Below are 23,724 nucleotides of genomic sequence, written 5' to 3'. Positions count from 1 at the left end.
TTGTTAGTTGCTACAGGTAACCAGCAGGTTCAGATTTCGCCAGAGTTCAAAATGACTTCCATGAAACTTGCCTCCCTGGCGGTGCGAATCGAGCGCTTCCCCATCGCCGGCAGCTTTACCATCAGCCGGGGGGCCAAGACCGAGGCCGTGACTGTGGTGGCGGAGGTCAGCCGGGACGGCCTGACCGGCCGTGGCGAGTGCGTGCCCTATCCCCGCTACGGCGAGACACCGGAGGCGACGCTGGCGGCACTCCAGGCCATGCAGCAGGCCGTGGCGGGCGGGCTCACGCGGCAGGCCCTCCAGGCCGCCATGCCGCCGGGAGCGGCCCGTAACGCGCTGGATTGCGCCCTGATCGACCTCGAGGCCAAGGCGGCGGGCCTGCGCGCCTGGAACCTGCTGGACCGCCCCGTGCCGGGCGAGCGCACCACGGCCTACACGATTTCGTTAGGGACGCCCGAGGCCATGGCCGCGGCGACCGCCAAGGCGGCGCATCGGCCGCTGCTCAAGATCAAGCTCGGCGGCGACGGCGATGGGATGCGGATCGCGGCGGTGCGCAAGGCTGCTCCCGAATCCGAGCTGATCGTCGATGCCAACGAGGCCTGGACCGAGGCCAATCTGGAGCACAACCTCGCCGCCTGCGCGGAGGCCGGCGTCACGCTGGTCGAGCAGCCGCTGCCGTCGGGCAAGGACGAGGCACTGGCGCGGATCAAGCGGCCGCTCGCGGTCTGCGCCGACGAGAGCGTGCATGACCGCTCGTCGCTTGCGCCGCTCCGCGAACGCTACGACGCCGTGAACATCAAGCTCGACAAGACCGGCGGCCTCACCGAAGCACTTGCCATGGCCGACGCTGCGCAGGCGCTCGGCTTCGAGATCATGATCGGCTGCATGGTCGCGACCTCGCTGTCGATGGCCCCGGCCATGCTGGTGACGCCGCAGGCGCGCTTCGTCGATCTCGACGGCCCGCTGCTGCTGGCACGCGATCGCGATCACGGGCTACGTTACGACGGCAGTCTGGTCTATCCGCCGGACGCCTCGCTGTGGGGGTAAGCCTTGAGCCGATGCCGCGCCGACCAGATCACGAGCGCACCGGCAGCGGCCATCGCGGCCATCACGTAGTACAGGTTGTCGCCGATGCGGGCGTAGATCGCGCCTGACGCGATCGAGGTCGCCGCGCCCAACAGCCCGCTGCAGGCGGCGTAGTAGCCCTGCCCCCGCGCGATCTGATGCGAGGGCACACGCTGCATCAGGAGATTCATGGTGCCGACGATGGTCATGCCGAAGGTGAGGCCGTGGCCGAGCTGCACGATCGCGAGCAGCGCAAGCGACGGCTCGTTCGCCGTGACGATCCAGCGCACGACCGCGCTCACACCACCGATCGCCATCAGCGAGGACGGATGCAGCGAGAAGCGCGGCGACAGCGCGAACACGACGATCTCGGCGATCGCACCGAGCGTCCACAGCCCCGCGATCGTCAGCCCACTGATCCCATGGAGCTGCCAGTTGATGGCGGAGAACGTGTAGTAGGCGACGTGGCTGCCCTGGATCAGCGCGGCCGAGGCGATGATCGCCCAGAAGCCGGCATCGCGGAGCAGCGCCTTGCCGGCATGCCTCTCCACAACCTTGCGCCTGACATCGTCGAGCGGCTGGAGCAGCAGGCTGGCTGCGACCGCAACCACCGCCCATGCGACGATGACCCAGATCAGGTCGCGCGGCGCGATGACATCGACGAGGTAGCCGCAGGCGAGCGAGCCGGCGGCGAAGGCCGCCGAGCCCCACAACCGCAACGGCCCGTAATCGAGCCCGTAGCGGGCAACGCCGCGCAGCGCATAGGCATCGGTGAGCGGGGTCGTCGGCGTCCACATCATGCAGGTCAGCGCATAGACCAGGAACAGCGCCAGGGGCTGCTGCTGCAAGCCGACGGCCGTGAAGCCGATCGCCGTCGCCAGCACCGACACCATCATGGCGGCGCGAATGGCCTGCCGCTTTTCGGCAAAGGCGGTCACTTGCGGCAGCGTGGTGAAGCGCGTGATCGCCGGCAGCGCGTTGATGATCCCGATCCAGGCCGCGTCGATGCCGATCGCCTTCAGCCAGAGCGGAAAGAACGGCAGATGCGTGCCCGAGACCGCGAAGACGGCCGAATAGAACAGGGCAAGGCTCACGGCGAATCGCCGCTTCACGCTTGCTGCAATGGGGATTTGTGATTCGGGTGCCATCAAACCAATTGCGATTCGGTCGATATCGTGGTGATCGTTACTGTAACGCGTAGTGATTTGCGCGACGAGATTGTCATGGCCAACGAAGCATTCGCCCTCTCGCCCATGTCTGCCCGCGCGGCCGAGCCGAACGAGCAGGATTACGACGCGATCCGCGAAGCGTTCATGGAGACCGCGCGCGGCCGCTGGTTCCTCGGCGAATACGCCAAGCGCAACCGCAATGCCGACACAGCCATGGTGCTCGATGCGGTCGCGAAGATCGAAGAAACCCTTGCGGCACAGCGACAACCTGTCGTCGAGGACCGCCTGCCCGAGGCGCTGGTCGAGATCCGTCGCGCCATCCGCGAAGCCGAGACGATCGCGATCGCGGCGTTCGATCCCGCGGCGATGGAGGCGAGCCTCGCGCCGATCCCGCGCGGGGTGCGCATCATCAAGGAGATCTCCTGGCGCTGGCGCGAGATCGGCGCCGACGGGCGAATCTGCGACCTCATTGATTCGCAGCTCGCCTCGATCGAGGCCGCCTGCGGCCAGATATCGACCATCGACCCCCGCGTCGAGCTCAAGGCCGCCTTCGATCTGCTGAGGGATCGGGTCGAGCAGCTCGATGGCGACGCAATGCCGCAAGCCGCGCAACCATCCTCGCCGGCGCCTGCGCAGGAAACACCGCCGCCCGTCGCGGAAGCTCCGCCGGTGGCGGTCCCGATGGCCAGCGAAGCGCCCCTGGCTTTTACGGAGACGCCGCAAGACATCGCAGCGGCTCACGAGCCCGAAGCAGCCGTTCAAGAAGCCGGCAGCGCTGAAGCGTTCGCAATGGCCGAACAGGCTATGGATGCGGCCGTCGTGCCGGAGATTGCCCCCGCAAGCGAGAGCACGCGCGACAATGTCGCGGTTGAAGAGGTCGCTCTTGAAGAGCCTGTCGCCCTCGCGGCGGCGACCGACGAGTTTGCGCTCGATGCCGCCGCGGAAGCCGAAGACGAAGCCATACTCGAAGCGATCGCGCTGGAGATGGCCGCACCCGATCCGGAGTTCGACGAGATCATCGAGCCGGTCGAGATGGCCGCCGCAACGCCGGAACCGATGGCCGCGGAGGTCGCAGCGCCCGTTGCCGCCGAGATCCCGGAGCCGATCACGCCTGCGCCGGTCGTCGCAGCGGTCGCGGAAGAGCCCGCCGCGGACGCGCCAATCGCGATGGACTCGCTCGCACGCCTCACCGACGCCATTGCGGAGGCCGCCGCCGAGGTGATGGAGCAGCCGGCTCCGGGCATGGCCGCGACGGCTACACTCGCGGCAGCGCCGAGCGCGACACTGCCGATGCCCTCGCCCTTGTCCACGTCCTTGCCAGAGCCCTCCCTCGGCGCCACCATCCTCGCCAGCGGAATCCTGCAAAGGCCCCGCGCGGCGGCCAACGACCCGCTCGCACCGATCCGCCGCATGACCCAGGCCGAGAAGATCGCGTTCTTCTCGTAAGGAGCGAGCGGCAAGCTGGCCTCTCCGTCATGGCCGGGCTTGTCCCGGCCATCCACGCGCATCCGCGATTGGGAAAGACGTGGATGCCCGGGACAAGCCCAGGCATGACGACCAACATTGGGACGCGCATGTGCATCCACAATCTCGTCATTGCGAGCGCAGCGAAGCAATCCAGAATCTTTCCGCGGAAAGGCTCTGGATTGCTTCGTCGCTTCGCTCCTCGCAATGACGGACTAGCCGCTGCGTTCAGCCCATCACCCGCAATTCCAGATCGGCCCGATCGGCGTGCGCGTCCAGCACGGACCGAAACTGCCGCCATTGTAGCGGCCGCCGTCAAAGCCGGGGCGGCCGAAATAGCGCCACTCGCCATTCCAACGGTAATACTGAGGAACCGGGTCGATGTACCAGTGGCGGCGATCGTTGCGGGCAAGGCGCCGCATGGCATCCTTCTGCTTGTAGAGCGGAATGGCATTGCTCAGCGGCTGACGATAGCCCGGCAGGAAGCCGTAGCCTTTCCAAACCGGCTTGGGGCGCTTTTGAGCTGGCTCCGCAGGCGCGACGGCCGGCAGCAGCGACAGGATGATAGCAACGGATAGACACATAAGGCGCGACATGGATCGACCATAAACAGTCGAATGCAGGAAGACCATTCAAATTCGAGTGGGAGACTTTTCGGCGCTTCGATTCACCGTGCTCTCCCGATAAGCTTGCAAGGTGCAGCATGAGCGCTGCTGACAATTTGCCTTTCCGGAGTGAGCGAATGTCCCAAACCCCGCCTGTCGGCGCCTTCGCCATCATTCCGAGCAACGACCTTGCCGCTGCAATTCCGTTCTGGGAACGCCTCGGCTTCGCGCGCGCAGGCGGTGACGCCGGCTACGTCATCATGAGAGGCTGGGGCTGCGAGGTACATCTCACACAGGCCGGGGACGACCCGTGGCGGGTGCCTGAGCACAATCCCTTCGGCGTCTTCATTCGCACGCCCGACGTCGAGGCCATTGCCGCGCGCGTGGACGACCTGATCATTCGGCCGGGTGGTGTTCTGCGCCACCGCGAATGGGGGATGTATGAAGTCGGCATCAACGGGCCGGACGGTCTTCTGGTCCGGATCGGCTGGCCTTCGGAGCTGATACGCCAATCCAGCTGATCACGCCCTTCCTGATCAGAAAGCAGCCATAGCCCCAACGTGATTCAGATCACGCAGCCGACCATGGTGACAGGGATCACGGACTGCAAACTCGAACGCGGCCAAGCTTCCTCGCAACCAATCTCGCATCGAGATGAGTGCCAAAGGAGCACGCCATGTTCCGCCTGAGACCTTTCCTGATGACGGCTAGCCTGCTGGGAAGCCTGTTCGGCTTCGCCTGCGGGCCCGTTTCCGCGCAAGTCGCCCCGGTCCAGCCCGCCCCCACCGCGCTGCAAGGGCCGGAGCAACGGGTGGCGCTGGTGATCGGCAATGCCAACTACCGGAACGCGCCGCAGCTCGAAAACCCCGACAATGACGCGCAATCGATGGCGCAGTTCCTGAACTCGGCCGGCTTCGAGGTTGTCGCCGCGACCGATTTGACCCAGAACGACATGCTGCGCGTGGTGCAGGACTTTTCCGCCAAGGTCGCTTCGCGTGGCCCGAACACGGTGGCGATGGTCTATTACGCCGGTCACGGCGTGCAGCTCGCCGGTGAGAACTATCTCGTTCCCGTCGATGCCAAGGTCTCCAGCCCGACCGAGCTCGTCAACAATTCGGTGCGTCTGGTCGACGTGATGTCGACGCTGGAGACGATCCCGAGCCGCATGCGCATCGTCATCCTCGATGCCTGCCGCAACAACCCGTTCCCTGAGGTCAACGACGCCGGTCGCGGCTTGGCAATCGTCGATGCGCCGAACGGCTCGATCGTCGGCTACTCGACTGCGCCGGGCGCTGAAGCGCTCGACGGCACCGGCGGCCACAGCCCCTATACCCAGGCGTTCCTGAACGTCGCGCGCGAGCCCAACGTGCCGATCGAGCAGCTGTTCAAGCGCGTGCGGCTTCAGGTGAACCAGACCACCAGCGGCGCGCAGATCCCGTGGGAAAGTTCGTCGCTGACCTCCGACTTCACCTTCTTCGGCGACACCGCAATTGCCGCCAACCGCGTGCCGGTGAATGCACCGGTGGTGCAGATGGCTTCCAACCTGCCGAGCCGCTCGACCCGTCAGGCCTATGACTACGTCGTGTCCGAGGGCCGGCCGGAGTACTATCAGGAGTTCATCCAGATGTATCCGCACGACCCGCTGTGCGACCACGTCCGCTGGCTGCTCAACAATCTCCTGCTCTCGCAGGCCTGGCACAAGGCGGTGCTCGCGAACTCGCCGCTCGGCTACAAGAACTTCTACAACAGCTACGGCAACACCCCCTATGCGCAGGTCGCGCTGAAGCTCGAAGCCCAGCCGAAGCTGATCCCCCTGATGCAGGCGACCAAGTTCCTGGCGCCGCAGAACATTGCCCCGACCTTCAAGGTCGGCAATCTCGGCCAGCCCAAGTACATGCCGCTGCTGCAGGGCAATGGCGGTGCGCAGGTGGGTGGCAATCTGCCGGTCGTGCAGAAGCCGATCGACGGCAACATCGGCAAGCTCGGCAATGGCGGACAGATCGTCAACCTGCCCTCGGGCAGCAAGCAGCCGAACGGCACGCCGTCGCAGACCCCGGGCAAGATCATCACCCTGCCTGCGCCGACCAACACGACCAACACCAATGGTGGCACCGGCAAGATCGTGACCTTGCCTGCGACCAACACCACGCAGAATGGCGGCAACGGCAAGCCGGGCAAGATCGTGAGCGTGCCGGTGAATGTCGGCAAGGGTGGCGCGAACGTCGAGTCGAAGCCGACCAACGTTCAGACGCAGAACCACCCGATCCGCATCACCAACGGCGTGAAGATCAACAACAATCCGGCGAACAAGGTGCAGGTGCAGAACAACGTGCAGAACAAGCGTCCGCAGTTCAACCCAACCAACCGCATCGTCAACAACGGCAACAACAACTTCCGCCAGTCGATGAACCAGGCGCAGGGTAACAACGGTGGCGGCAACAACCGCCGGAGCTTCATGCACTGAGGTCACGAAGAAGGTGCCCTCCCTCTCCCGCTTGCGGGAGAGGGTTGGGGAGAGGGTTTCTCCGCAATGGGGCAGTTAGCGACTTACCGAGAGTATCCCCGTTTGGAGAAAGCCCCCACCCGGCGCTTCGCGCCGACCTCCCCCGCAAGCGGGAGAGGTTGCACCGAGCAAGTGGAAAGTACGAAGCCGCCAATCGACAAAAACAAAAGGGGCAGAGCGCCAACGCTCTGCCCCTTTTGAGTTTCAAACGATCAGAAACTCAGGCCACCAGCTCGGCGAACAGATCGGCGTCGACATTGCCGCCGGAGAGCACGATGACGACGTTCTTGCCGGCGACGTCGAGGCGCCCGGCGAGCAGCGCGGCAAGGCCGACCGCGCCGCCGGGCTCGACCACGAGCTTCAGCTCGCGATAGGCGAAGGCGACGGCCGCGCCGACTTCCTTGTCCGATGCGGTGACGCCGCGCGCGAGCAGCTTGCTGTTGATCGCAAACGTCATCTCGCCGGGCATCAGGGCCATCAGCGCATCGCAGATGGTGCGGCCGGCCGGCGGATGCGGCTCGCGGTGGCCTGCGGTCAGCGAAATGCCGTGATCGTCGAACGCCTCGGGCTCGGCCACGACGATCTCGGCTAGCGGATAGCGCGCCTTCACGGCGGTCGCGACACCAGCGATCAGGCCGCCGCCGGAGGCCGGCGCCACCACGATGTCGGGGGCAAGGCCTAAGCCCGCCATATCCTCCGCGATCTCGCGGCCGGCAGTGCCCTGCCCCGCAATCACGAAGGGATCGTCGTACGGCTTGACCAGCGTCGCGCCGCGCTTCTCGGCAATGCCGCGCGAGATCGCCTCGCGGTCGTCGCGGTCGCGATCATACAGCACGACCTCGGCGCCGTAGGATTTGGTGCGCTCACGCTTCGACAGCGGCGCATCCGCCGGCATCACGATGGTCGCCTGCATGTCCAGGATCTTGGCCGCCGCCGCCACGCCCTGGGCGTGATTGCCGGAGGAGAACGCGACGACGCCGCCGGCGCGCTTGTCCTGCGGGATCGAGAACACCTTGTTGAAGGCGCCGCGGAACTTGAAGGAGCCGGTGCGCTGAAGCATCTCCGGCTTCAGGAAGACCTTCGCGCCGACGCGCTCGTTGAGCACGGGAAAGGACAACAGCGGGGTGCGGATGGCGTAGGGCGCGATCACGCGCGCTGCGGCGTCGATGTCGGCGGGGCCGACCGGGAGGAGCTGTTCGGTCATGGCCGACTTTATCGCGGCCGATGAGGCCCGGGCAAGACACCTCCACGCGAGGATTCAGAAGCGTTTTCGAGCGAAGTGGACACCGGTTCGCGTCAAGAAAACGCGTCAAACATGAATCTATCCCCGTCAGGCGACAAACCGAGCCTGTTCCGCGCCGTTCCGGCCCGGCAGCACCGCGCCCACCGCCTCGATACTGTCCACAAAGGCCCGGGCCGAAGCCTCCCAGGTGTAGTTGGTGGCGAAGGCGACGCAGTCCTGCCGCGAAATGTCGAGCGCCGCGAAGCAGGCGTTGCGGAGATCGTGATCGAGGGCCCCGACCGGCGCATTGCCGATCACGTCGCGGGGCCCCTTCACCGGGAAGGCGGCCACCGGCAGGCCGCTCGCGAGCGCTTCCAGCAGGACCAGGCCGAACGTGTCGGTCTTGCTCGGGAACACGAAGACGTCGGCCGCAGCGTAGATTTCCGCCAGCGCCTCGCCGTGCCTCTCGCCGAGGAAGATCGCATCGGGATAGGCCTCTTCGAGCGCGGCACGCGCCGGACCGTCGCCGACGATGACCTTGGTGCCGGGCAGGTCGAGATCGAGGAAGGCCTCGAGATTCTTCTCCACCGCCACGCGTCCGACCGACAGGAACACCGGCGCCGGCAGGCACAGATCGATGGCACGAGGATGGAATAGATGCGTGTCGACACCGCGCGGCCACAGCACGACATTGTCGAAACCACGCTCGCCGAGCTCGCGAGCGAGCGCGGGCGTTGCCGCCATCACGGCGCGGCTGGGACTGTGGAAGCGGCGCAGCGCCCGCCAGATCAGCGAGCTCGGCACCGGCACCCGGGCGCGGACATATTCGGGAAAGCGGGTGTGGAAGCTGGTCGTGAACGGCAGCTTGCGCTGGCGGCAGTAGCGGCGGACCATCAGGCCGATCGGCCCTTCCGTCGCGATGTGGATGCTGTCCGGACGCGCTTCCTCGATCAGCTTTGCGATCCGCGCCGGGCGTGGCATCGCCAGACGCACGTCGCGATAGCTCGGCATCGCAAAGGTGCGGAACGATTGTGGGGTGAGGAAGCTGAATTCGACGCCGAGGCTTTGGCCGGCGTCAGCGAGCTTGGTCAGCGTCCGAACCACACCGTTGACTTGCGGGTGCCAGGCGTCGGTCGCGACCAGAATGCGCATCAAGCGGCCCTTGTTATGCAGCTCTGGCTGCGACCTGCGGGACTTGTGCCGGCTTCTGCAATTGATCCGCCCAGGTGATGATCTCGAAATGGCCGTCGTCGTGCTCGACCAGCGCGGTGCAGCTCTCGACCCAGTCGCCGCAGTTCATGTAGCGGATGCCGCCTTCGTCGCGGATCACGGCGTAGTGGATGTGGCCGCAGATCACGCCGTCGGCATCGTGGCGCCGCGCCTCGGCGGCGAGCGCCTGCTCGAACGCGCCGATATAATTGACGGCGTTCTTGACCTTCTGCTTGGCCCATTGCGACAGCGACCAATAGGGCACGCCGAACAGGCGGCGGAAGAAGTTGACGAAGCGATTCATCTGGATCGCGAAGTCGTAGGCCTTGTCGCCGAGATGGGCGAGCCAGCGCGCGTTCTGCACCACGAGATCGAAGATGTCGCCGTGGATGACGAGATAGCGCTTGCCGTCGACGCCGGTATGGACGGTGTTCTCGACGACGTCGATGCCGCCGAAATGCGTGCCGTAATAGTTGCGCAGGAATTCGTCGTGATTGCCGGGAATGTAGATGACCTTGGCGCCCTTGCGCGCCTTGCGCAGCAGCTTCTGGACGAGGTCGTTGTGCGATTGCGGCCAGTGCCAGCTCGATTTCAGCGCCCAGCCGTCGACGATGTCCCCGACGAGATAGATGGTGTCGGCATCGTGGTAGCGCAGGAAGTCCAGCAGAAGATCGGCTTGAGAACCGCGGGCTCCGAGATGAACGTCGGAGATGAACAACGTGCGAAAGCGCCGCTCCGGGCTCTCGTCACTCACATCGTAACTTCCCATGCGCCAGCCTGTAACAATGTCCCGTGACAGGGGGATGACCGATTGAACCCTTGAGGCACCCTCAGATACGAATCACGCTTGCCTCGCCCTGCCCCGCGAATATCAGTCGCATGCGACAATCAGGCGACATGGCGCCGCAGGGGTCCCCGCAAGGATACGGGAACCGCATTGATTTTGCTTAACGAGCGGGCCGCGCAAAGCCGGCGTCAGTAGAATCTGTGGAAATGATGGATCGGCCCGTGGCCGTGACCGACGCTGAAACGGTCAGCGGCTCCGATCGCCGCACTGATCCAGGCCTTGGCATGGCGCACGGCCTGCTCGAGGTTGTCGCCCTTGGCCAACCCCGCCGCGACCGCCGACGACAGCGAGCAGCCGGTGCCATGGGTGTTCCCAGTGGCGATGCGGGGCGCAGCCAGCGCGATGGTGTTGTCGGCATCGACAAGATAGTCGGTGCTCTCCTCGCCCTCGCCGTGCCCGCCTTTGACCAGGACTGCACGGCAGCCGAGCGCCAGCAGGCGGCGCCCCTGGCTTTCGATCGCGGCCTCGCTAGCCGCGACCGGCTCGTCGAGCAGCGCGGCGGCCTCGGGCAGGTTCGGCGTGATCACCGAGGCCAGCGGTATCAGCCTCGTGCGCAACGCTGCGACGGCCTCGGCGGCCAGCAGCCGGTCGCCTGAGGTCGCCACCATCACGGGATCGAGCACCACGTGGCGGGGCGCCCAGCGCGACAGCGCGGCCGCGATCGCGTCGATGCTGGCGACCTGGGCCACCATGCCGATCTTCACAGCACCGACATCGAGATCGGAAAACACCGCATCGATCTGGGCGGTGACGAAATCCGCCGGCACCGCGTGGATGCCGGTGACGCCGCGCGTGTTCTGTGCCGTCAGCGCGGTGATGGCGGAAGCGCCATAGACGCCGAGCGCGGCAAAAGTCTTCAGGTCCGCCTGGATGCCGGCGCCGCCGCTCGAATCGGAGCCGGCGATGGTGAGTGCGACCGGGGTCGTCATCGCGGGATGCATTTGCTTGATACGGACGTCGCCATGGCCTGTCCTAGCGCGACCGTGGAACCCCAGCAAGCGCGACGAGGTGCAGCGACGATGATTCGCGGCGGCGCCATGCGTCTGCGACCGGCGGCGTCGCCCCCGCAATCGCGCGGGCTTGAAAAATCGAGCCTCGCCATAGCCTTGATAGCCTGCCCTTGGCGTCCTCGCCGATGAGTGAGACGTTAGGTGGTGAAATCGTCCAGCGACGCCAATTGCGCGAGCCGCCCCCGGCTCGCACGTTTTCCCGGGTGGAACTATGTGGGCCTATCTTGAACGTCTCCTCGACTCCTCGATGCTGTCGCCGCACGGCATCTGCCTGTTGTGGGAACCCGAATTGATCTGGCTCCATGTCGTTTCCGACGCCTGCATCGCGGCCGCCTATTTTTCGATTCCGTTTGCCCTCGCGATCCTCGTCACCAAGCGGCGCGACCTCAAATTCGGTTGGGTCTACTGGGCGTTCGCAATCTTCATCATGGCGTGCGGCCTGACCCATGTGCTGTCGATCTACACGCTCTGGGTCCCGATCTATGGCATCGAGGGCCTCGTCAAGGCGGCAACGGCGGTCGCGTCCGTCTTCACCGCCGCTGCGCTCTGGCCGCTGCTGCCGAGGATCCTGACGATTCCCTCTCCGTTCGAGCTCCAGCAGGTCCAGGCCGCGCTCGAGGAAGAGGAAATCAAGAGCCGGGACGCGACGCTCCTGCTCCAGCAGGTCGGCGAGGCCCAGCGCGCGATGCGCGACAGCGTGGCGCGCCTCACCGCCATCGTCGAGACCGCGGTCGACGGCGTCATCCTGTTCGATGAGCAGGATCGCATCCTGCTGTTCAATCCGGCCTGCGAGCGCCTGTTCGGCTACAAGGCCGACGAGGTGATGGGCCAGGACGCCAGGATGCTGATGCCCGGGGCGGGCGCAGAGTCCGGCAGCCGCACGAAGCATTTCGCGACCGGCGGCGAGGCCGTCGGCCTGCACAAGGATGGATCGACCTTTCCGATGGACCTGTCGGTCGGAAAGGCGCGGCAGGACGGCGAATTGATCTTCGTCGGCATCATCCACGACCTTTCCGCGCGCAAGCTGACCGAGCAGCAGCTGCAGCAGGCGCAGAAGATGGAGACAGTCGGTCAGCTCTCCGGCGGCATCGCTCACGATTTCAACAACCTGTTGACTGTGATCATCGGCAACGCCGAGCACCTCGGTGAGCAGCTCAAGGCGCGGCCCGACCTCAAGCGGTTTGCCGACGACATCTGCCAGTCGGGCGAACGGGGCGCGGAGCTGACGCAGCGACTGCTCGCATTCAGCCGCCGCCAGCTGCTCCAGCCGCAGATGATCGATTGCCGCGGCCTGCTCGATTCCATGTTCAAGCTGCTCAAGCGCACGTTGCGTGAGGACATCGAGATCAGGACGAGCTCCGGCTCCGGCACGATCATGGCCTTTGCCGATCGCGCCCAGCTCGAATCCGCCGTGCTCAATCTCGCGCTCAACGCGCAGGATGCCATGCCATCAGGAGGACATTTGACGCTGAGCACGGAGCTGACCGCGATCGACGACGACTATCGCGTCCTGCACCCCGAAGTCGCCTCCGGCAGCTACGCGATGATCTCTGTCACCGACGATGGCGAAGGCATGACGCCTGAAGTCATCGCGCGCGCCTTCGAGCCGTTCTTCACCACCAAGGAGGTCGGCAAGGGCTCCGGCCTCGGCCTCAGCATGGTCTATGGCTTCGCCAGGCAATCCGACGGCCATGTCTCGATCTACAGCGAGACGGGCCTTGGGACCACGGTCCGGATCTACCTGCCGCGCGCCGCCGCGGGACAATCACAGGCCGACCTTGCGGAAGGCGAGGACGCGGCACCGAGGGGATACGAGACGATTCTGATCGCCGAGGACGATCCGTTCGTTCGCTCCTCCGTCATTCGCAGGGTGGAAGCCCTCGGATATCGCGTCGTTGCGGCGATCAACGGCAAGGAGGCCTTGCAGCAGCTGCGCACCGACCCCGGCATCGACATGCTGTTCACCGACATCGTGATGCCCGGCGGCATGAGCGGCTGGGAGCTTGCCGATCAGGCGCGGCGGATTCGCCCGGGCCTGCCCGTCCTGTTCACCTCGGGCTATGCGCTGGAGACCCTGGTCGAGCAGGGCCGCGCGCATGCGCAATCGATCGTGCTGGCCAAGCCCTATCGCAAGTCCGAGCTCGCACAGCGGCTCAGGGACGCATTCGCGGCGGCGCCGGTCGCCTCCTGAGCGCCGGACCTGCGCCTGGCGGCTTGTGCAGGCGGCCGGCCGCTTGCTAAATCCGAGCGGGTTTGGCCTATTAGCCGGCCAGATGTGCTTTCGGAGTGACCGCGATGGTTCCCTTTTTCGTCCAGATCAAATGCAAGCTCGGCCAGTCCTACACGGTCGCCAATGCGCTCGCCGAAGCCGAGATCGCCTCCGAGATCTACTCCACGGCCGGCCATTACGATCTCCTGGTGAAGTTCTACGTCGACAAGGACACCGATATCGGCCACTTCATCAACGAGAAGGTGCAGGTATTGCCGGGCATTCAGGACACCCTCACCATCATCACCTTCAAGGCGTTCGGCACGAGCTAGAGCGTGGCTTTAGGTTGAATCGATTGTCGCGGTGGCTCGTTCACCTCTCCCGCTTGCGGGAGAGGTCGGCGCAAAGCGCCGGGTGAGGGCTTTCTCCTCTTGGGGACTGTCCCGTTGTGGAAACACCCTCTCCCCAGCCCTCTCCCGCAAGCGGGAGAGGGAGTGCATCTCCGTCGTAGCAATCAACCCGATCTCGCTTTAGCTGCCCTGCTTGCGTTTCGGCGGCGTCGGTCCATCCACCGGTGGCAGCGATTTCAGGTAATCCGCCATCGCCGCGAGATCCGCCTCGGGCAATTGCGAAATGTTCTTGATGACGCGCGTCATCGCGCCGCCCACGCTATCGCCATCGGGCAATTCGCCGGTCTTGAGGAAATAGGCGATATCCTTAGCACTCCAATCGCCAAGACGCTTCTGGGTGATGTTGGGGACCCACCCCTCGCCTTCCGGATTGGGCCCGCCGGCAAAGCGCTCGCCGGAGATGATGCCGCCGAGCGCATTGCGCGGACTGTGGCACTCGGCGCAATGGCCAAAGCTGTTCACGAGATAGGCGCCGCGATTGAATTGCGGCGACTTCGAAGCGTCGGCAACGAAGGGCTTGCCGTCCATGAACAGGAATTTCCAGATGCCGATGTTGCGCCGGATATCGAAGGGGAAGCTCACGTCGTGGTCGCGCACCTTGCCTGCAACGGCCGGCAGCGTTTTCAGATAGGCAAAGAGATCGAGCACGTCCTCACGCCTGGCGTGCTGATACGACGTATAAGGAAACGCCGGAAAGTAGTGCTCCCCGGTCGGCGAGACCCCATGCATCACCGCATTGACGAAATCGGCGTCGGTCCATTTGCCGATGCCGTCGGACGGATCGGGCGAGATGTTCGGCGCGTAGAACGTTCCAAACGGCGACTTGATCGCGACCCCGCCACCAAGCCTGAGACGGTCGGGCTGATTGGGGACGGCGTGGCAGGACGCACAGCCGCCGGCGTTGAACATCACCTCGCCATTGGCAAGATCAGGCGCATGGGCCGGCGTGGTGCCCGGAGCCGCCACCACCGGCGCACTGAGCCACCAATAGACGCCAGCAGTGGCGATGGCGACGAGCAGCGCCACGAAAATTGTTCGTTGCAACATGCTGATCCATTCATTCGTTGCGGCGAACTTAAGCCCGATCTCCGCGCGGCTCCAGCCACGAAGAATTTAGCCCGTCCTGGCCGGAAACGGGAATAAACTGAAATGCGGACTGTTGGAAGTTAGCAAGCACGAACGGGTTCAGCAGGGAGAATGTCATGCGCAAGACCGTCATCACCGTGTTAGCGTTCGGGGCCGTCGCCTTTGCAGGGTCCGCCAGCGCCGAAAAGCTGAAAGCAACGCTCGACAGCAAGTCCGAGGTGCCGGCGACGACCAGCAGCGGCAGCGGAACGGCCGATCTGGACTACGATGCCGCCAGCAAGAAATTGTCCTGGACCGTCACCTATTCGGGGCTCTCCGGCCCTGCCACCGCCGCTCATTTCCATGGCCCGGCCGAGGCGGGCAAGAACGCCGGCGTTGCGGTCGCGATCCCGAATGCGGCTTCAAGCCCGGTCAAGGGCGAAGCGACGCTCACCGACGCGCAGGCCGCCGATCTGCTCGGCGGCAAATACTACATCAACATCCACACGGCCGCGAACCCGGGCGGGGAGATTCGCGGCCAGGTGATGAAGTAGGCGAAAACGCCGCTTCGTCGCGGAACGGCCGGACGCCCCGGAGGGAGCGTCCGGCCTTTTCGATTATCGCCATGCTCAAGCCGCGTTCAGCGCCTGCGCGAGATCGGCGATCAGGTCCGACGGATTTTCGATGCCGATCGACAGTCGGATCGTGGAATCGAGGACGCCGATTTTTTGGCGGATGTCGGCGGGAACGCCGGAATGAGTCATCGTCGCCGGCAGGCTGGCGAGCGATTCCGTCCCGCCGAGGCTCACCGCAAGCTTGAAGATCTGCAGCGCGTTGAGGAATTTGACGGCCGCTTCCTTGCCCCCGACGATGTCGAACGAGAAGGTGGACCCGGCTCCCAGGCACTGCTGCGCGAACACACGCCCGGCCGGCGAGGTGTCCTCGTGGTGACCGAGATAGTGGACCTTCGCGACCTTGGCGTGATCGCGCAAATAGTCCGCGACAATGCGCGCATTTGCATCGGCCTTTTCCATGCGCAGGCTCAGCGTCTCGAGCGACCGGTTGATCATCCAGCAGGAATGCGGATCGAGCTGCGTGCCGATGGCGCCGCGGAGCGCCTTGATGCCCTTCATGAGCGCCTTCGCGCCGAGCGCGGCGCCCGCGATCAGATCGGAATGGCCGCCGACATATTTGGTCAGCGAATACAGCGAGAGGTCCGCGCCCTGCTCGATCGGCCGCTGAAACACCGGTCCGAGCAGCGTGTTGTCGCAGGCGATGATCGGTGCGTGTCCCTGAGCCTTTCCGATGGCTTCGGCGACACGTCGCATCATGGCGATGTCGACCAGCCCGTTGGTCGGGTTGGCAGGCGTTTCGATCAGAATCATCGAAACCCGCCCCTTGCCCATGGCTTCCTCTGACGCCTGCTTGACCGTCGCCTCGTCGAGGCCGTCGGCGAAACCGACGGCACCGATCGAGAAACGCGCCAGCGTGTTCGTCAGCAGGGTCTCGGTCCCGCCATAGAGCGGCTGGGAGTGCAGAATGACGTCGCCGGGGCGAACGAAAGCCAGGATCGTCGTCGAGATCGCCGCCATGCCCGATGAGAACAGCGCACAGCTCTCGGTGCGTTCGTAGATCGCGAGCCGGTCCTCGACGATCTCGCTGTTGGGATGATTGAAGCGCGAATAGACCAGGCCTGCGCCCATGCCTTCCGGCGGCTCGCGCCGCCCGGCGACGAAATCGAAGAAGTCCTGGCCGTCATCGGCCGTCTTGAACACGAAGGTCGAGGTCAGAAACACCGGCGGCTTGATGGCGCCTTCCGACAGTTGCGGATCATAGCCATAGGTCAGCATCAGCGTTTCGGGATGCAGCATGTGGTTGCCGATATGAGTCTTCGACGGAAACGGTTTGACCATGGCCTGTCTCGCTGTTGCTGATTCTGTGCTCGCGGCGCCGGGTCCGGCAGCTCACATCAACATCGCCGCGGTTGGCGTGAAGATAGCTGCTCCGGCGGCGATCCGTCAGGGCTTGCGGTGAGAATTTCCTGCGGGCGCTGCGCTGCGACTCACAGCCACAGTGGCGCAACAAAAAAAGACGGCTGCTGTCGCAACCGCCCTTTATCGATTTCCGTAGCCCGGATGGAGCGCAAGCGTAATCCGGGGCGGACTATCATCTTGGTTAGACTTTCCCGGATTGCGCTTCGCTCCATCCGGGCTACGAAGCTTGCTCGTGGCGCCTCAGCTGTTCTTCACCCGATAGGTCTCGTGGCAGCCGCCGCATTCCTTGCCGACCGCGGGGAAATTCGCCTTGAGCGAATCCAGGTCCTTGATCTTGCCCTTGGCCTCGCCGACGGTCTTGGCGAAGCTCGCGATCTTCGCATCGAATCCGGCCTTGTCCTCCCAGACCTTCGGTGAGGCGCTGTAGTCGCCATCGAGCTTCACGCCCTTGGCACTGGCCGGAAACAGGTTCGGCAGCTTCTTGGCGGTATCCTCGAACTGCGCCAGCGCGCTGTCCACCGTGGCCTGGTCGTAGGGCTTCTCGCCCTTGACCATCGCCGACACTGCGCCGGCGTTCTTGCCGTTGCCCTTCATGAGGGTCTGGACCTCCTTGACGGAGTCCTGCTGCGCCCAAACTGCGCCCATTCCGAGCAGCAGCGCGCCACCGACGACCATCACTCGCTTCATTCGCAAAATCCCTTTCCCTGATGCAGGATCGTGCCGACCCCTCAAGAGGCCAACACCGCTTGGCAGGTTTCATTCCATCCAGGGCGCGACGATAAATCGTCGCGCCCTGGATGTTGGATTGCGCATGATCTCTTCGGAAAACCGCTGCACGCTTTTCCGGATCATGCGAAATCAGAGGCTGTGACGGCGATGGTGCTCGTTGATCGCGATCCACACCCGCTCGGGCGTTGCCGGCATGTCGATGTGGTCGATCTTGTATTCGCGCCAGAGCCCATCCACGATGGCGTTGACGATGGCCGGACAGGAGCCGATCGCGCCGGCCTCGCCCGCCCCCTTCACGCCCAGCGGATTGGTCTTGCAGGGGACGTTGCTGGTCTCGAACACGAAGGCCGGCCCGTCCGCCGCCCGCGGCAGCGCGTAGTCCATGTAGGTCGCGGTGATGAGCTGGCCGTCGCCCGCGCCATAGATCACCTGCTCCATCAAGGCCTGGCCGATGCCCTGCATGGCGCCGCCATGCACCTGGCCCGCCAGCAGCAGCGGATTGAGCGTCTTGCCGAAATCGTCGACAATCACGTAGTTGACGATCTTGATGATGCCGGTGGCCGGATCGATCTCGACCTCCGCCAGATGCGTGCCGTTGGGATAGGTGCCGTCGGCGCTGGCGAAGGTCGCGCTGCCGTTCAGCTTCGACGGATCGGCGCCGGGCCGCTTGGCGAGGTCGGCGAAGGAGATCGAGCGGTCGGTGCCGGCGATCCGGATCACGCCGTCGGTGATCTCGAGGTCGCCTGCGCTTGCTTCCAACGCCTGCGCTGCGAACTCCTTCAGCTTCTTGCCGAGATCGCCCGCAGCACGCTCCACGCAAACACCGCCGGTGGGAATCGAGGCCGAGCCGCCGGTGCCGAGGCCCGTTGCGATCTCGTCGGTGTCGCCCTGGCGGATATGCACCCGCTCCGGCGGCAGGCCGAACTGTTCGGCGACGATCTGCGCATAGGCGGTCTGATGGCCCTGCCCGCTCGATTGCGTGCCGATCAGCACGGTGACGTCGCCACTGGGATCGAGGCGGACGTTAGCCGTCTCCTCACCCATCACGCCGCAGATCTCGACATAGCTCGCAAGGCCGATGCCGCGGATCAACCCGTTCTTCTTGGCCGCCTTGGCGCGCTTGCCAAACTCCTTCCAATCCGCGATCTCCATCGCGCGCTTGAGATGCGCGGCGAAGTCGCCGGAATCGTAGACCTTGCCGGTCGCGGTCTTGTAAGGCAGCGCCTTCGGCTGGATGAAGTTCTTGCGACGGATGGCATCCGGCGTCATGTCGAGCTTTCGCGCGCAGGCATCGACGAGACGTTCGATGACGTAGGCCGCCTCCGGCCGCCCCGCACCGCGATAGGCGTCGACCGGCACGCTGTGCGTGAAGATCGTGCGCACCCGACAATGGAAGGCCTGGATGTCGTAGAGGCCCGGCAGCATGCCGGCGCCGCCATGCGGGATGTAGGGCCCGAAGGTCGAGAGATACGCGCCCATGTCGCCCATCAGGTCGCAATCCATGGCGAGGAACTTGCCGTCCTCGGCCAGCGCCATCTTCGCGGTGGTGACGTTGTCGCGGCCCTGTGCATCGCCCATGAAATGCTCGGTGCGGTCCGCCGCCCATTTCACCGCCTTCTTCAGCTGCCGCGCCGCGACCGCCATCAGGGCGTATTCCCGATACGGAAACAGTTTTGTGCCGAAGCCGCCGCCGACATCGGGGCAGATCACCCGCATCTTGTCGGTGGGGATGTTGAGCACGTTCTGGCAGAGGATGTCGCGCAGGCGATGGCTGCCCTGGCTGCCGATCGTCAGCGTCAGATGGTCGCGCTTGGCGTCGTATTCGCAGACCGCCGCGCGCGTCTCCATGAAGCTCGCGACCACGCGCGGATTGACGATGGAGATCTCGGCAACCGCATGCGCCTTGGCAAAGGCAGCTTCGGTCGCCGCCTTGTCGCCGATCGAGACGTCGAACAGTACATTGCCGGCCTTGTCCGGCCAGACCTGCGGCGCACCGTTCTTCACGGCGTTGACGAGGCCGGTCACCGCCGGCAGCGGGCTCCATTTGACCTCGATCGCCTCGATCGCGTCACGGGCCTGGTCGATGGTCTCGGCGACGACGAAGGCGATGGAATCGCCGACATGGCGCACCTCGTCCTTGGCAAGGATCGGGTAAGGCGGGCCGGTGAACGGATCGGTCTCGAGGTTGAAGAGGCACGGCAGATTGCCGAGGTCCTTGACGTCGTCGGCAGTCAGGATCAGCGCGACGCCGGGCAAGCCGCGGGCGCGGCTCACATCGATGGTGTATTTGGCATGCGCATGCGGCGAGCGCAGCATCAGGCAGCGGAGCGCCGCCTGCGGCGCATAATCGTCGGTATAGCGGCCCTTGCCGCGGATGAGCGCATCATCCTCCTTGCGCAGCACGCTTTGGCCAACGCCGAACTTGATGGGAGCCGCCATTTTCTTTTCCCGTCCTATGGTTGTTTTGCCGGCATATTGCCGTGGAAAAAGTGGCAAGGCAAACGGGATTAGCAGGGCACAACCGCGAAGGATCGCTCCGCTCCGCGCCGCGCCTGTCAGAGCGGGATGGGACGGAAAGGTCGCAGTTCGCTCATTTCCCTGTGAAGATCGATGATCCGGCGGACGTCCTCGGCACGCTCGGTCTCGGCCAGTTGGCCCGCGTAGGCCATGCGGCGCACCACGGCCGAGGACTGGAACGTCCAGTACTGCGTCATCAGCGGATTGATGAAGAGCTCGTTCCCGCTGGTTCGGTTGGTGACATGATAGTTGCCGAATTCGCCCCGCAGTGCACTCGCGATCGAATTGCACACGATGCTCGGGTGCTGCGGCTGGCGCTGGTTGGCGTAATCAACCAGATCAAGGAAGGCATCCGCCTCCTTGCTGCCCTGCGACAGCGAAAACATGCCGAGAAACCCGCGGTCGCGAATCAGCTGGGCAGCATTCTCCAGGAAGGCGTGATGCGAGACGCCGTGATAATGATCGACGCCGAAGCCGATTGCGGCCAGCAGCACGTTTTCACCCGCGGCCTGATCCGCTGCAACAAGCGAGACCGCATCCTCGACGACGCTGCCGACGCCGGACTCATCTCCGAACACCAGACTGTCCGTTCCGCCATCGACCAGAATAACCGTGTCGATGTCGTGACGCTCGATGATCGTGCGATACGCCGCCGCAAGCGGACGAACGCCGCTCTTGGCAAAAGCGTAGATCGGCACGAGCTGATCGCGGCGGCCCATCCACTCGCCCAGCCACTTCTCCGGGAAGTATGGAATCTCGGCGGCGCGCTGATCGACGCGCCAAACTGTCTCCGCGATGCGCTCGCCGCCACACAACCACAGATTCGTGAAGGAGAAGCTGGCGAACACCACCTGCTTGCCCTCTACCATCAAATGCTGCGCCAGCGGGACTCCGGCGAAGACGTCGAAGCCGCCGCCGCAGCCCGCAACAAGAATATTGCTTGCGTTGTCGAGCCGTTCAAGAAACGCAATCATGTTTGAAGAACCCCGCGGTTGATCACTTATATCACGCCACGACCCCACAATTGCGTCGCGCTATCTCTCAGCCTGTCGATCGCGCGTTCAGGCATAATGGAGTCGATCTCGCCACGCGTCAGGCCGATATCCATCAGCTCCCTGTCATTCAGGTCCTGCAGGGTGAGGCGTGGGCCTCGCCAGCGCCACTCCTGATACGCCCGCCAGTATCGCGTGAGAAAGCCTAGAACGTTCTGCGTCGATGCAAGGTCGAGGCGTAGCCTTGCGGCGTCGCCCTCCGTCTCACTTGTGCTGCTTGTCAGTTGAGGTGGCATCGGATGCTCCTGCTGTTGTGCCGGCAGGGAGCGTGGCCAAATGAAAAGGCCCCGTCCGATGCCGGCGGGGCCTAGTGGAAAAGATGTCGTCGTCGAATTCCTAGCGCGCGACTCCTCCCACGGCCCAGCCGAAGCGGGTCATGTGGTTGAAGTTGACTTTGCGCGAGGATTTGATCATGGGGCGCAGATACCACGACAATCGCGTGAAATCAAGGGATGCGCAGAGGAAAACTGCATCCTAGGAGCGAGCGGCTCGCTCCGGCGCATTAGCCGCCGCACCGTGAGACCAGCCAGGCCCGGCCGAACAGAACGAGGATCGCGAGCGATCGTGCCTCCGACGGCCACCCAGTGTCCTCATTGAGCAAAGTGTGGTGACTTCCCACGTCCTATGTCTGTTCAATCAGGTCCCAGCGATTTCCGTAGAGGTCTTCAAACACTGCCACCGTGCCATAAACCTCACGCCGCGGCTGTTCGAGAAACTTCACGCCTCGCTCTCGAAACGCTTCGTAGTCGCGATTGAAATCATCGGTCGCCAAAAACAGAAAGACGCGGCCGCCACTCTGATTTCCGACGGCTTGCTCTTGGCCCGGGGTCACCGCCTTTGCCAGCAGAATGCCGGTCTCGGCGCTGCCGGGCGGCGCGACGACAACCCAGCGCTTTTCTTCGTCGAGGCGGGTGTCCTCCCGAAGCTCAAATTCGAGCTTGCCAACGAAGAATGCAATCGCCTCGTCATAGTCTCGAACGACAATCGCAGTAAGGCTCAGATGCTGTGGCATGCAGGGCTGCCAATCGTTTCCGTCGACGGACAACTGGTTGGAGCCTCGATCGTTAGATCAATCCTCCGGTAGAGGATAGGGCCTAGCCACGCACCAGCGAGACCAGCCAGCGGCGGCCGAACAGGATGAGGATCGCGAGCGCGTAGACGATCGTGCCGCCGACGGCCAATAAGGCAAGCGTCAATTCGTCGTGGAAGCGCACCGAGGCAAGATAGGCGCCGCCGAACCGCGCGATCAGCCAGAAGGTGGCGGCCAGGATGAGGCCGGTCAGCAGGAATTTGGCGAGCGACAACAGCCAGGCACGGTCGAGTACGAGAAAGCCCCGGCGTACCGCGAAGAAGAGCACCAGCAGCAGATTGGTCCAGACGCCGACGGCGGTGGCCAGCGCGAGGCCGATCTGGGCCAGCGATCCCATCAAGGCGACCTTCAGCGCCACGTTGACGGCGATGCCGGTCAGCGATGCCCGGACCGGCGTCGCGGTGTCCTTGCGCGCATAGAAGGTCGCGACCGCGCTGCGGATCAGCACGAAGGGGATCAGGCCGATGGCATAGGCCGCAAGCGTCGCGCCGGCGGCGGCGGCATCGGCTTTCGAGAACGCGCCGCGGGCGAACAGCGCGCGCATGATCGCGTCGGGCACGGTGATGAAAGCCGCAACGAAGGGCACCGAGAACAACAGCGTGAAATCGAAGGCGCGGCGCTGTGCCCTCATCGCGCCGTCATGGTCATTGGCTGTGATCCGACGCGACATCTCCGGCAGCAGCACGGTGCCGATGGCGATGCCGATCACGCCGATCGGCAATTGATTGAGGCGGTCGGCGTAATACAGCGCCGAGAGCGCGCCTGCAGGCAGGAAGGTCGCGATGATGGTGTCGGCGAACAGCGCCACCTGCGTGCCCATCGAGCCCAGCGTTGCCGGACCGAGCGCCCTAAAGAAGCCTCGGACGTCTTCGTCGAGTTTCAAGGGCGCAAAGCGCGGCAGGCCGCCATGGCGCGCGAGATCGCCGGCGAGCAGGAAATACTGCAGGAAACCAGAGATCAGGACGCCCCAGGCTGCGGCGTGGCCCGCGGTCGGAAACCAGGCGGCGAGCGCTAGCGTCATCATCATCGCGATGTTGAGGAAGATCGACGCGGCCGCGGCGCTGGCAAAACGCTGCATCACGTTGAGCATGCCGCCATAGAGCGTCACCAGCGTGATCAGCAAGAGATAGGGGAAGGTGATGCGGGTCAGCTCGATCGCGAGCTTGCGCTGCTCGGCATCCTCGGAAAAGCCGGGCGCAAGAATGCTCATGGCCTGCGGCATGAACAGCCAGGCGACGATCAGCAACACGATTTGCGAGGCCAGCAGCAGCGTGAAGATGCGATCGGCGAACAGTTTTGCCGCCGCCTCCCCCTTCTCGCCATGGACGTGGGCATAGGCAGGCACCCAGGCGGCGTTGAAGGCGCCTTCGGCGAAGATCGCACGAAAATGATTGGGCAGCCGTAGCGCCACGAAAAAGGCATCGGCAACGGGGCCGGCACCGAGGATCGCCGCGAGCATGATGTCGCGGGCAAATCCCGTCAACCGCGAGAGCAGCGTGTAACCACCGACCGTGAAAATGCGTCCGAGCATGCGTCTCTTTTAGAGCATGGCGAGATCAGGTCT

Annotated in this window: 21 protein-coding genes; 7 read left to right on the top strand and 14 right to left on the bottom strand. The window is 64.6% G+C overall.

The annotated features are described in order from the left end of the window. Positions 1-51: 51 nt before the first annotated feature. Positions 52-1,047, top strand: a complete 996-nt coding sequence (gene dgcA, locus NLM27_RS06400; protein ID WP_254142548.1) for an N-acetyl-D-Glu racemase DgcA — start codon at positions 52-54, stop codon at positions 1,045-1,047. On the opposite strand, the gene NLM27_RS06395 is transcribed toward dgcA, so the two are convergent. After that, positions 1,017-2,213, bottom strand: a complete 1,197-nt coding sequence (locus NLM27_RS06395; RefSeq protein ID WP_254142547.1) for a major facilitator superfamily domain-containing protein 6 — start codon at positions 2,211-2,213, stop codon at positions 1,017-1,019. The two genes, dgcA and NLM27_RS06395, sit on opposite strands and share 31 nt — an antisense overlap. A 75-nt stretch (positions 2,214-2,288) precedes the next feature. Here NLM27_RS06395 and NLM27_RS06390 point away from each other — a divergent pair, with 75 nt between their 5' ends. Next, entirely contained in the window at positions 2,289-3,680 is a 1,392-nt protein-coding gene (locus NLM27_RS06390) for a hypothetical protein (protein ID WP_254142546.1), read from the top strand. 254 nt (positions 3,681-3,934) lie between these two features. Here NLM27_RS06390 and NLM27_RS06385 read toward each other — a convergent pair whose 3' ends face one another. After that, positions 3,935-4,294, bottom strand: coding sequence for a hypothetical protein (locus NLM27_RS06385; protein ID WP_254148765.1), 360 nt, complete (start codon positions 4,292-4,294; stop codon positions 3,935-3,937). 107 nt (positions 4,295-4,401) lie between these two features. On the opposite strand from NLM27_RS06385, the gene NLM27_RS06380 reads away from it, so the two are divergent. Together NLM27_RS06380 and NLM27_RS06375 are read left to right on the top strand one after the other, a co-directional pair. Continuing rightward, positions 4,402-4,824 carry a VOC family protein gene (locus tag NLM27_RS06380; protein WP_254142545.1) on the top strand — a complete coding sequence of 141 codons (423 nt, stop codon included), beginning with the start codon at positions 4,402-4,404 and terminating at the stop codon, positions 4,822-4,824. Positions 4,825-4,979: 155 nt separating this feature from the next. After that, complete coding sequence (locus NLM27_RS06375; RefSeq protein WP_254142544.1) at positions 4,980-6,767, top strand: caspase family protein; 1,788 nt, start codon at positions 4,980-4,982, stop codon at positions 6,765-6,767. 259 nt (positions 6,768-7,026) lie between these two features. Here NLM27_RS06375 and NLM27_RS06370 read toward each other — a convergent pair whose 3' ends face one another. The 4 genes from NLM27_RS06370 to thiD form a co-directional block, all read right to left on the bottom strand. Next, a complete protein-coding gene (locus NLM27_RS06370) occupies positions 7,027-8,010 on the bottom strand; it encodes a threonine/serine dehydratase (RefSeq protein WP_254142543.1) in 984 nt (327 codons plus the stop codon). 126 nt (positions 8,011-8,136) lie between these two features. Further along, a complete protein-coding gene (locus tag NLM27_RS06365; RefSeq protein WP_254142542.1) occupies positions 8,137-9,180 on the bottom strand; it encodes a glycosyltransferase family 1 protein in 1,044 nt (347 codons plus the stop codon). A 13-nt stretch (positions 9,181-9,193) separates the two neighbouring features. Continuing rightward, positions 9,194-10,006 carry a UDP-2,3-diacylglucosamine diphosphatase gene (locus NLM27_RS06360; protein WP_212290993.1) on the bottom strand — a complete coding sequence of 271 codons (813 nt, stop codon included), beginning with the start codon at positions 10,004-10,006 and terminating at the stop codon, positions 9,194-9,196. 206 nt (positions 10,007-10,212) lie between these two features. Beyond that, a complete protein-coding gene (gene thiD / locus NLM27_RS06355) occupies positions 10,213-11,013 on the bottom strand; it encodes a bifunctional hydroxymethylpyrimidine kinase/phosphomethylpyrimidine kinase (RefSeq protein WP_254142541.1) in 801 nt (266 codons plus the stop codon). A 292-nt stretch (positions 11,014-11,305) separates the two neighbouring features. Between thiD and NLM27_RS06350 the strand changes: the two genes are divergently transcribed. Next, positions 11,306-13,285 carry a PAS domain-containing sensor histidine kinase gene (locus tag NLM27_RS06350; protein ID WP_254142540.1) on the top strand — a complete coding sequence of 660 codons (1,980 nt, stop codon included), beginning with the start codon at positions 11,306-11,308 and terminating at the stop codon, positions 13,283-13,285. Positions 13,286-13,389: 104 nt separating this feature from the next. Beyond that, entirely contained in the window at positions 13,390-13,635 is a 246-nt protein-coding gene (locus tag NLM27_RS06345; RefSeq protein WP_027560402.1) for an Lrp/AsnC family transcriptional regulator, read from the top strand. A 198-nt stretch (positions 13,636-13,833) separates the two neighbouring features. Here the strand turns inward: NLM27_RS06345 and NLM27_RS06340 are convergent, their stop codons facing one another. After that, a complete protein-coding gene (locus NLM27_RS06340) occupies positions 13,834-14,760 on the bottom strand; it encodes a cytochrome c (RefSeq protein ID WP_254142539.1) in 927 nt (308 codons plus the stop codon). A gap of 155 nt (positions 14,761-14,915) precedes the next feature. On the opposite strand from NLM27_RS06340, the gene NLM27_RS06335 reads away from it, so the two are divergent. Beyond that, positions 14,916-15,332, top strand: a complete 417-nt coding sequence (locus tag NLM27_RS06335) for a CHRD domain-containing protein (protein WP_254142538.1) — start codon at positions 14,916-14,918, stop codon at positions 15,330-15,332. Between the two features lie 75 nt (positions 15,333-15,407). Here NLM27_RS06335 and NLM27_RS06330 read toward each other — a convergent pair whose 3' ends face one another. The 7 genes from NLM27_RS06330 to murJ all read right to left on the bottom strand — a co-directional run bounded on the left by NLM27_RS06330 (position 15,408) and on the right by murJ (position 23,691). Further along, on the bottom strand, positions 15,408-16,691 hold the full coding sequence (locus NLM27_RS06330; protein ID WP_254142537.1) for a cystathionine gamma-synthase family protein: 1,284 nt from the start codon (positions 16,689-16,691) through the stop codon (positions 15,408-15,410). Positions 16,692-17,012: 321 nt separating this feature from the next. Continuing rightward, positions 17,013-17,459 carry a cytochrome c gene (locus NLM27_RS06325; protein WP_254142536.1) on the bottom strand — a complete coding sequence of 149 codons (447 nt, stop codon included), beginning with the start codon at positions 17,457-17,459 and terminating at the stop codon, positions 17,013-17,015. Positions 17,460-17,630: 171 nt separating this feature from the next. Beyond that, positions 17,631-19,940, bottom strand: a complete 2,310-nt coding sequence (locus NLM27_RS06320; protein WP_254142535.1) for a xanthine dehydrogenase family protein molybdopterin-binding subunit — start codon at positions 19,938-19,940, stop codon at positions 17,631-17,633. A 116-nt stretch (positions 19,941-20,056) separates the two neighbouring features. Further along, positions 20,057-21,040: a DUF1152 domain-containing protein gene (locus NLM27_RS06315; RefSeq protein WP_254142534.1), complete on the bottom strand. Its 984-nt coding sequence runs from the start codon at positions 21,038-21,040 to the stop codon at positions 20,057-20,059. Then, the gene (locus NLM27_RS06310) at positions 21,019-21,306 is read right to left on the bottom strand and encodes a DUF1127 domain-containing protein (RefSeq protein ID WP_254142533.1); all 288 of its coding nucleotides are present in this window, start codon (positions 21,304-21,306) and stop codon (positions 21,019-21,021) included. The genes NLM27_RS06315 and NLM27_RS06310 overlap by 22 nt, the downstream gene beginning before the upstream one ends. A gap of 386 nt (positions 21,307-21,692) precedes the next feature. Continuing rightward, a complete protein-coding gene (locus NLM27_RS06305; RefSeq protein ID WP_254142532.1) occupies positions 21,693-22,082 on the bottom strand; it encodes a VOC family protein in 390 nt (129 codons plus the stop codon). An 82-nt stretch (positions 22,083-22,164) separates the two neighbouring features. Next, positions 22,165-23,691, bottom strand: coding sequence for a murein biosynthesis integral membrane protein MurJ (murJ, locus tag NLM27_RS06300; protein WP_254142531.1), 1,527 nt, complete (start codon positions 23,689-23,691; stop codon positions 22,165-22,167). Positions 23,692-23,724 lie beyond the last annotated feature (33 nt).

This window comes from Bradyrhizobium sp. CCGB12 (assembly GCF_024199845.1).
GTDB lineage: Bacteria > Pseudomonadota > Alphaproteobacteria > Rhizobiales > Xanthobacteraceae > Bradyrhizobium.
The sequence above is the reverse complement of the archived record's forward strand: the minus strand, read 5'-3'. Positions and strand labels throughout refer to the sequence as shown.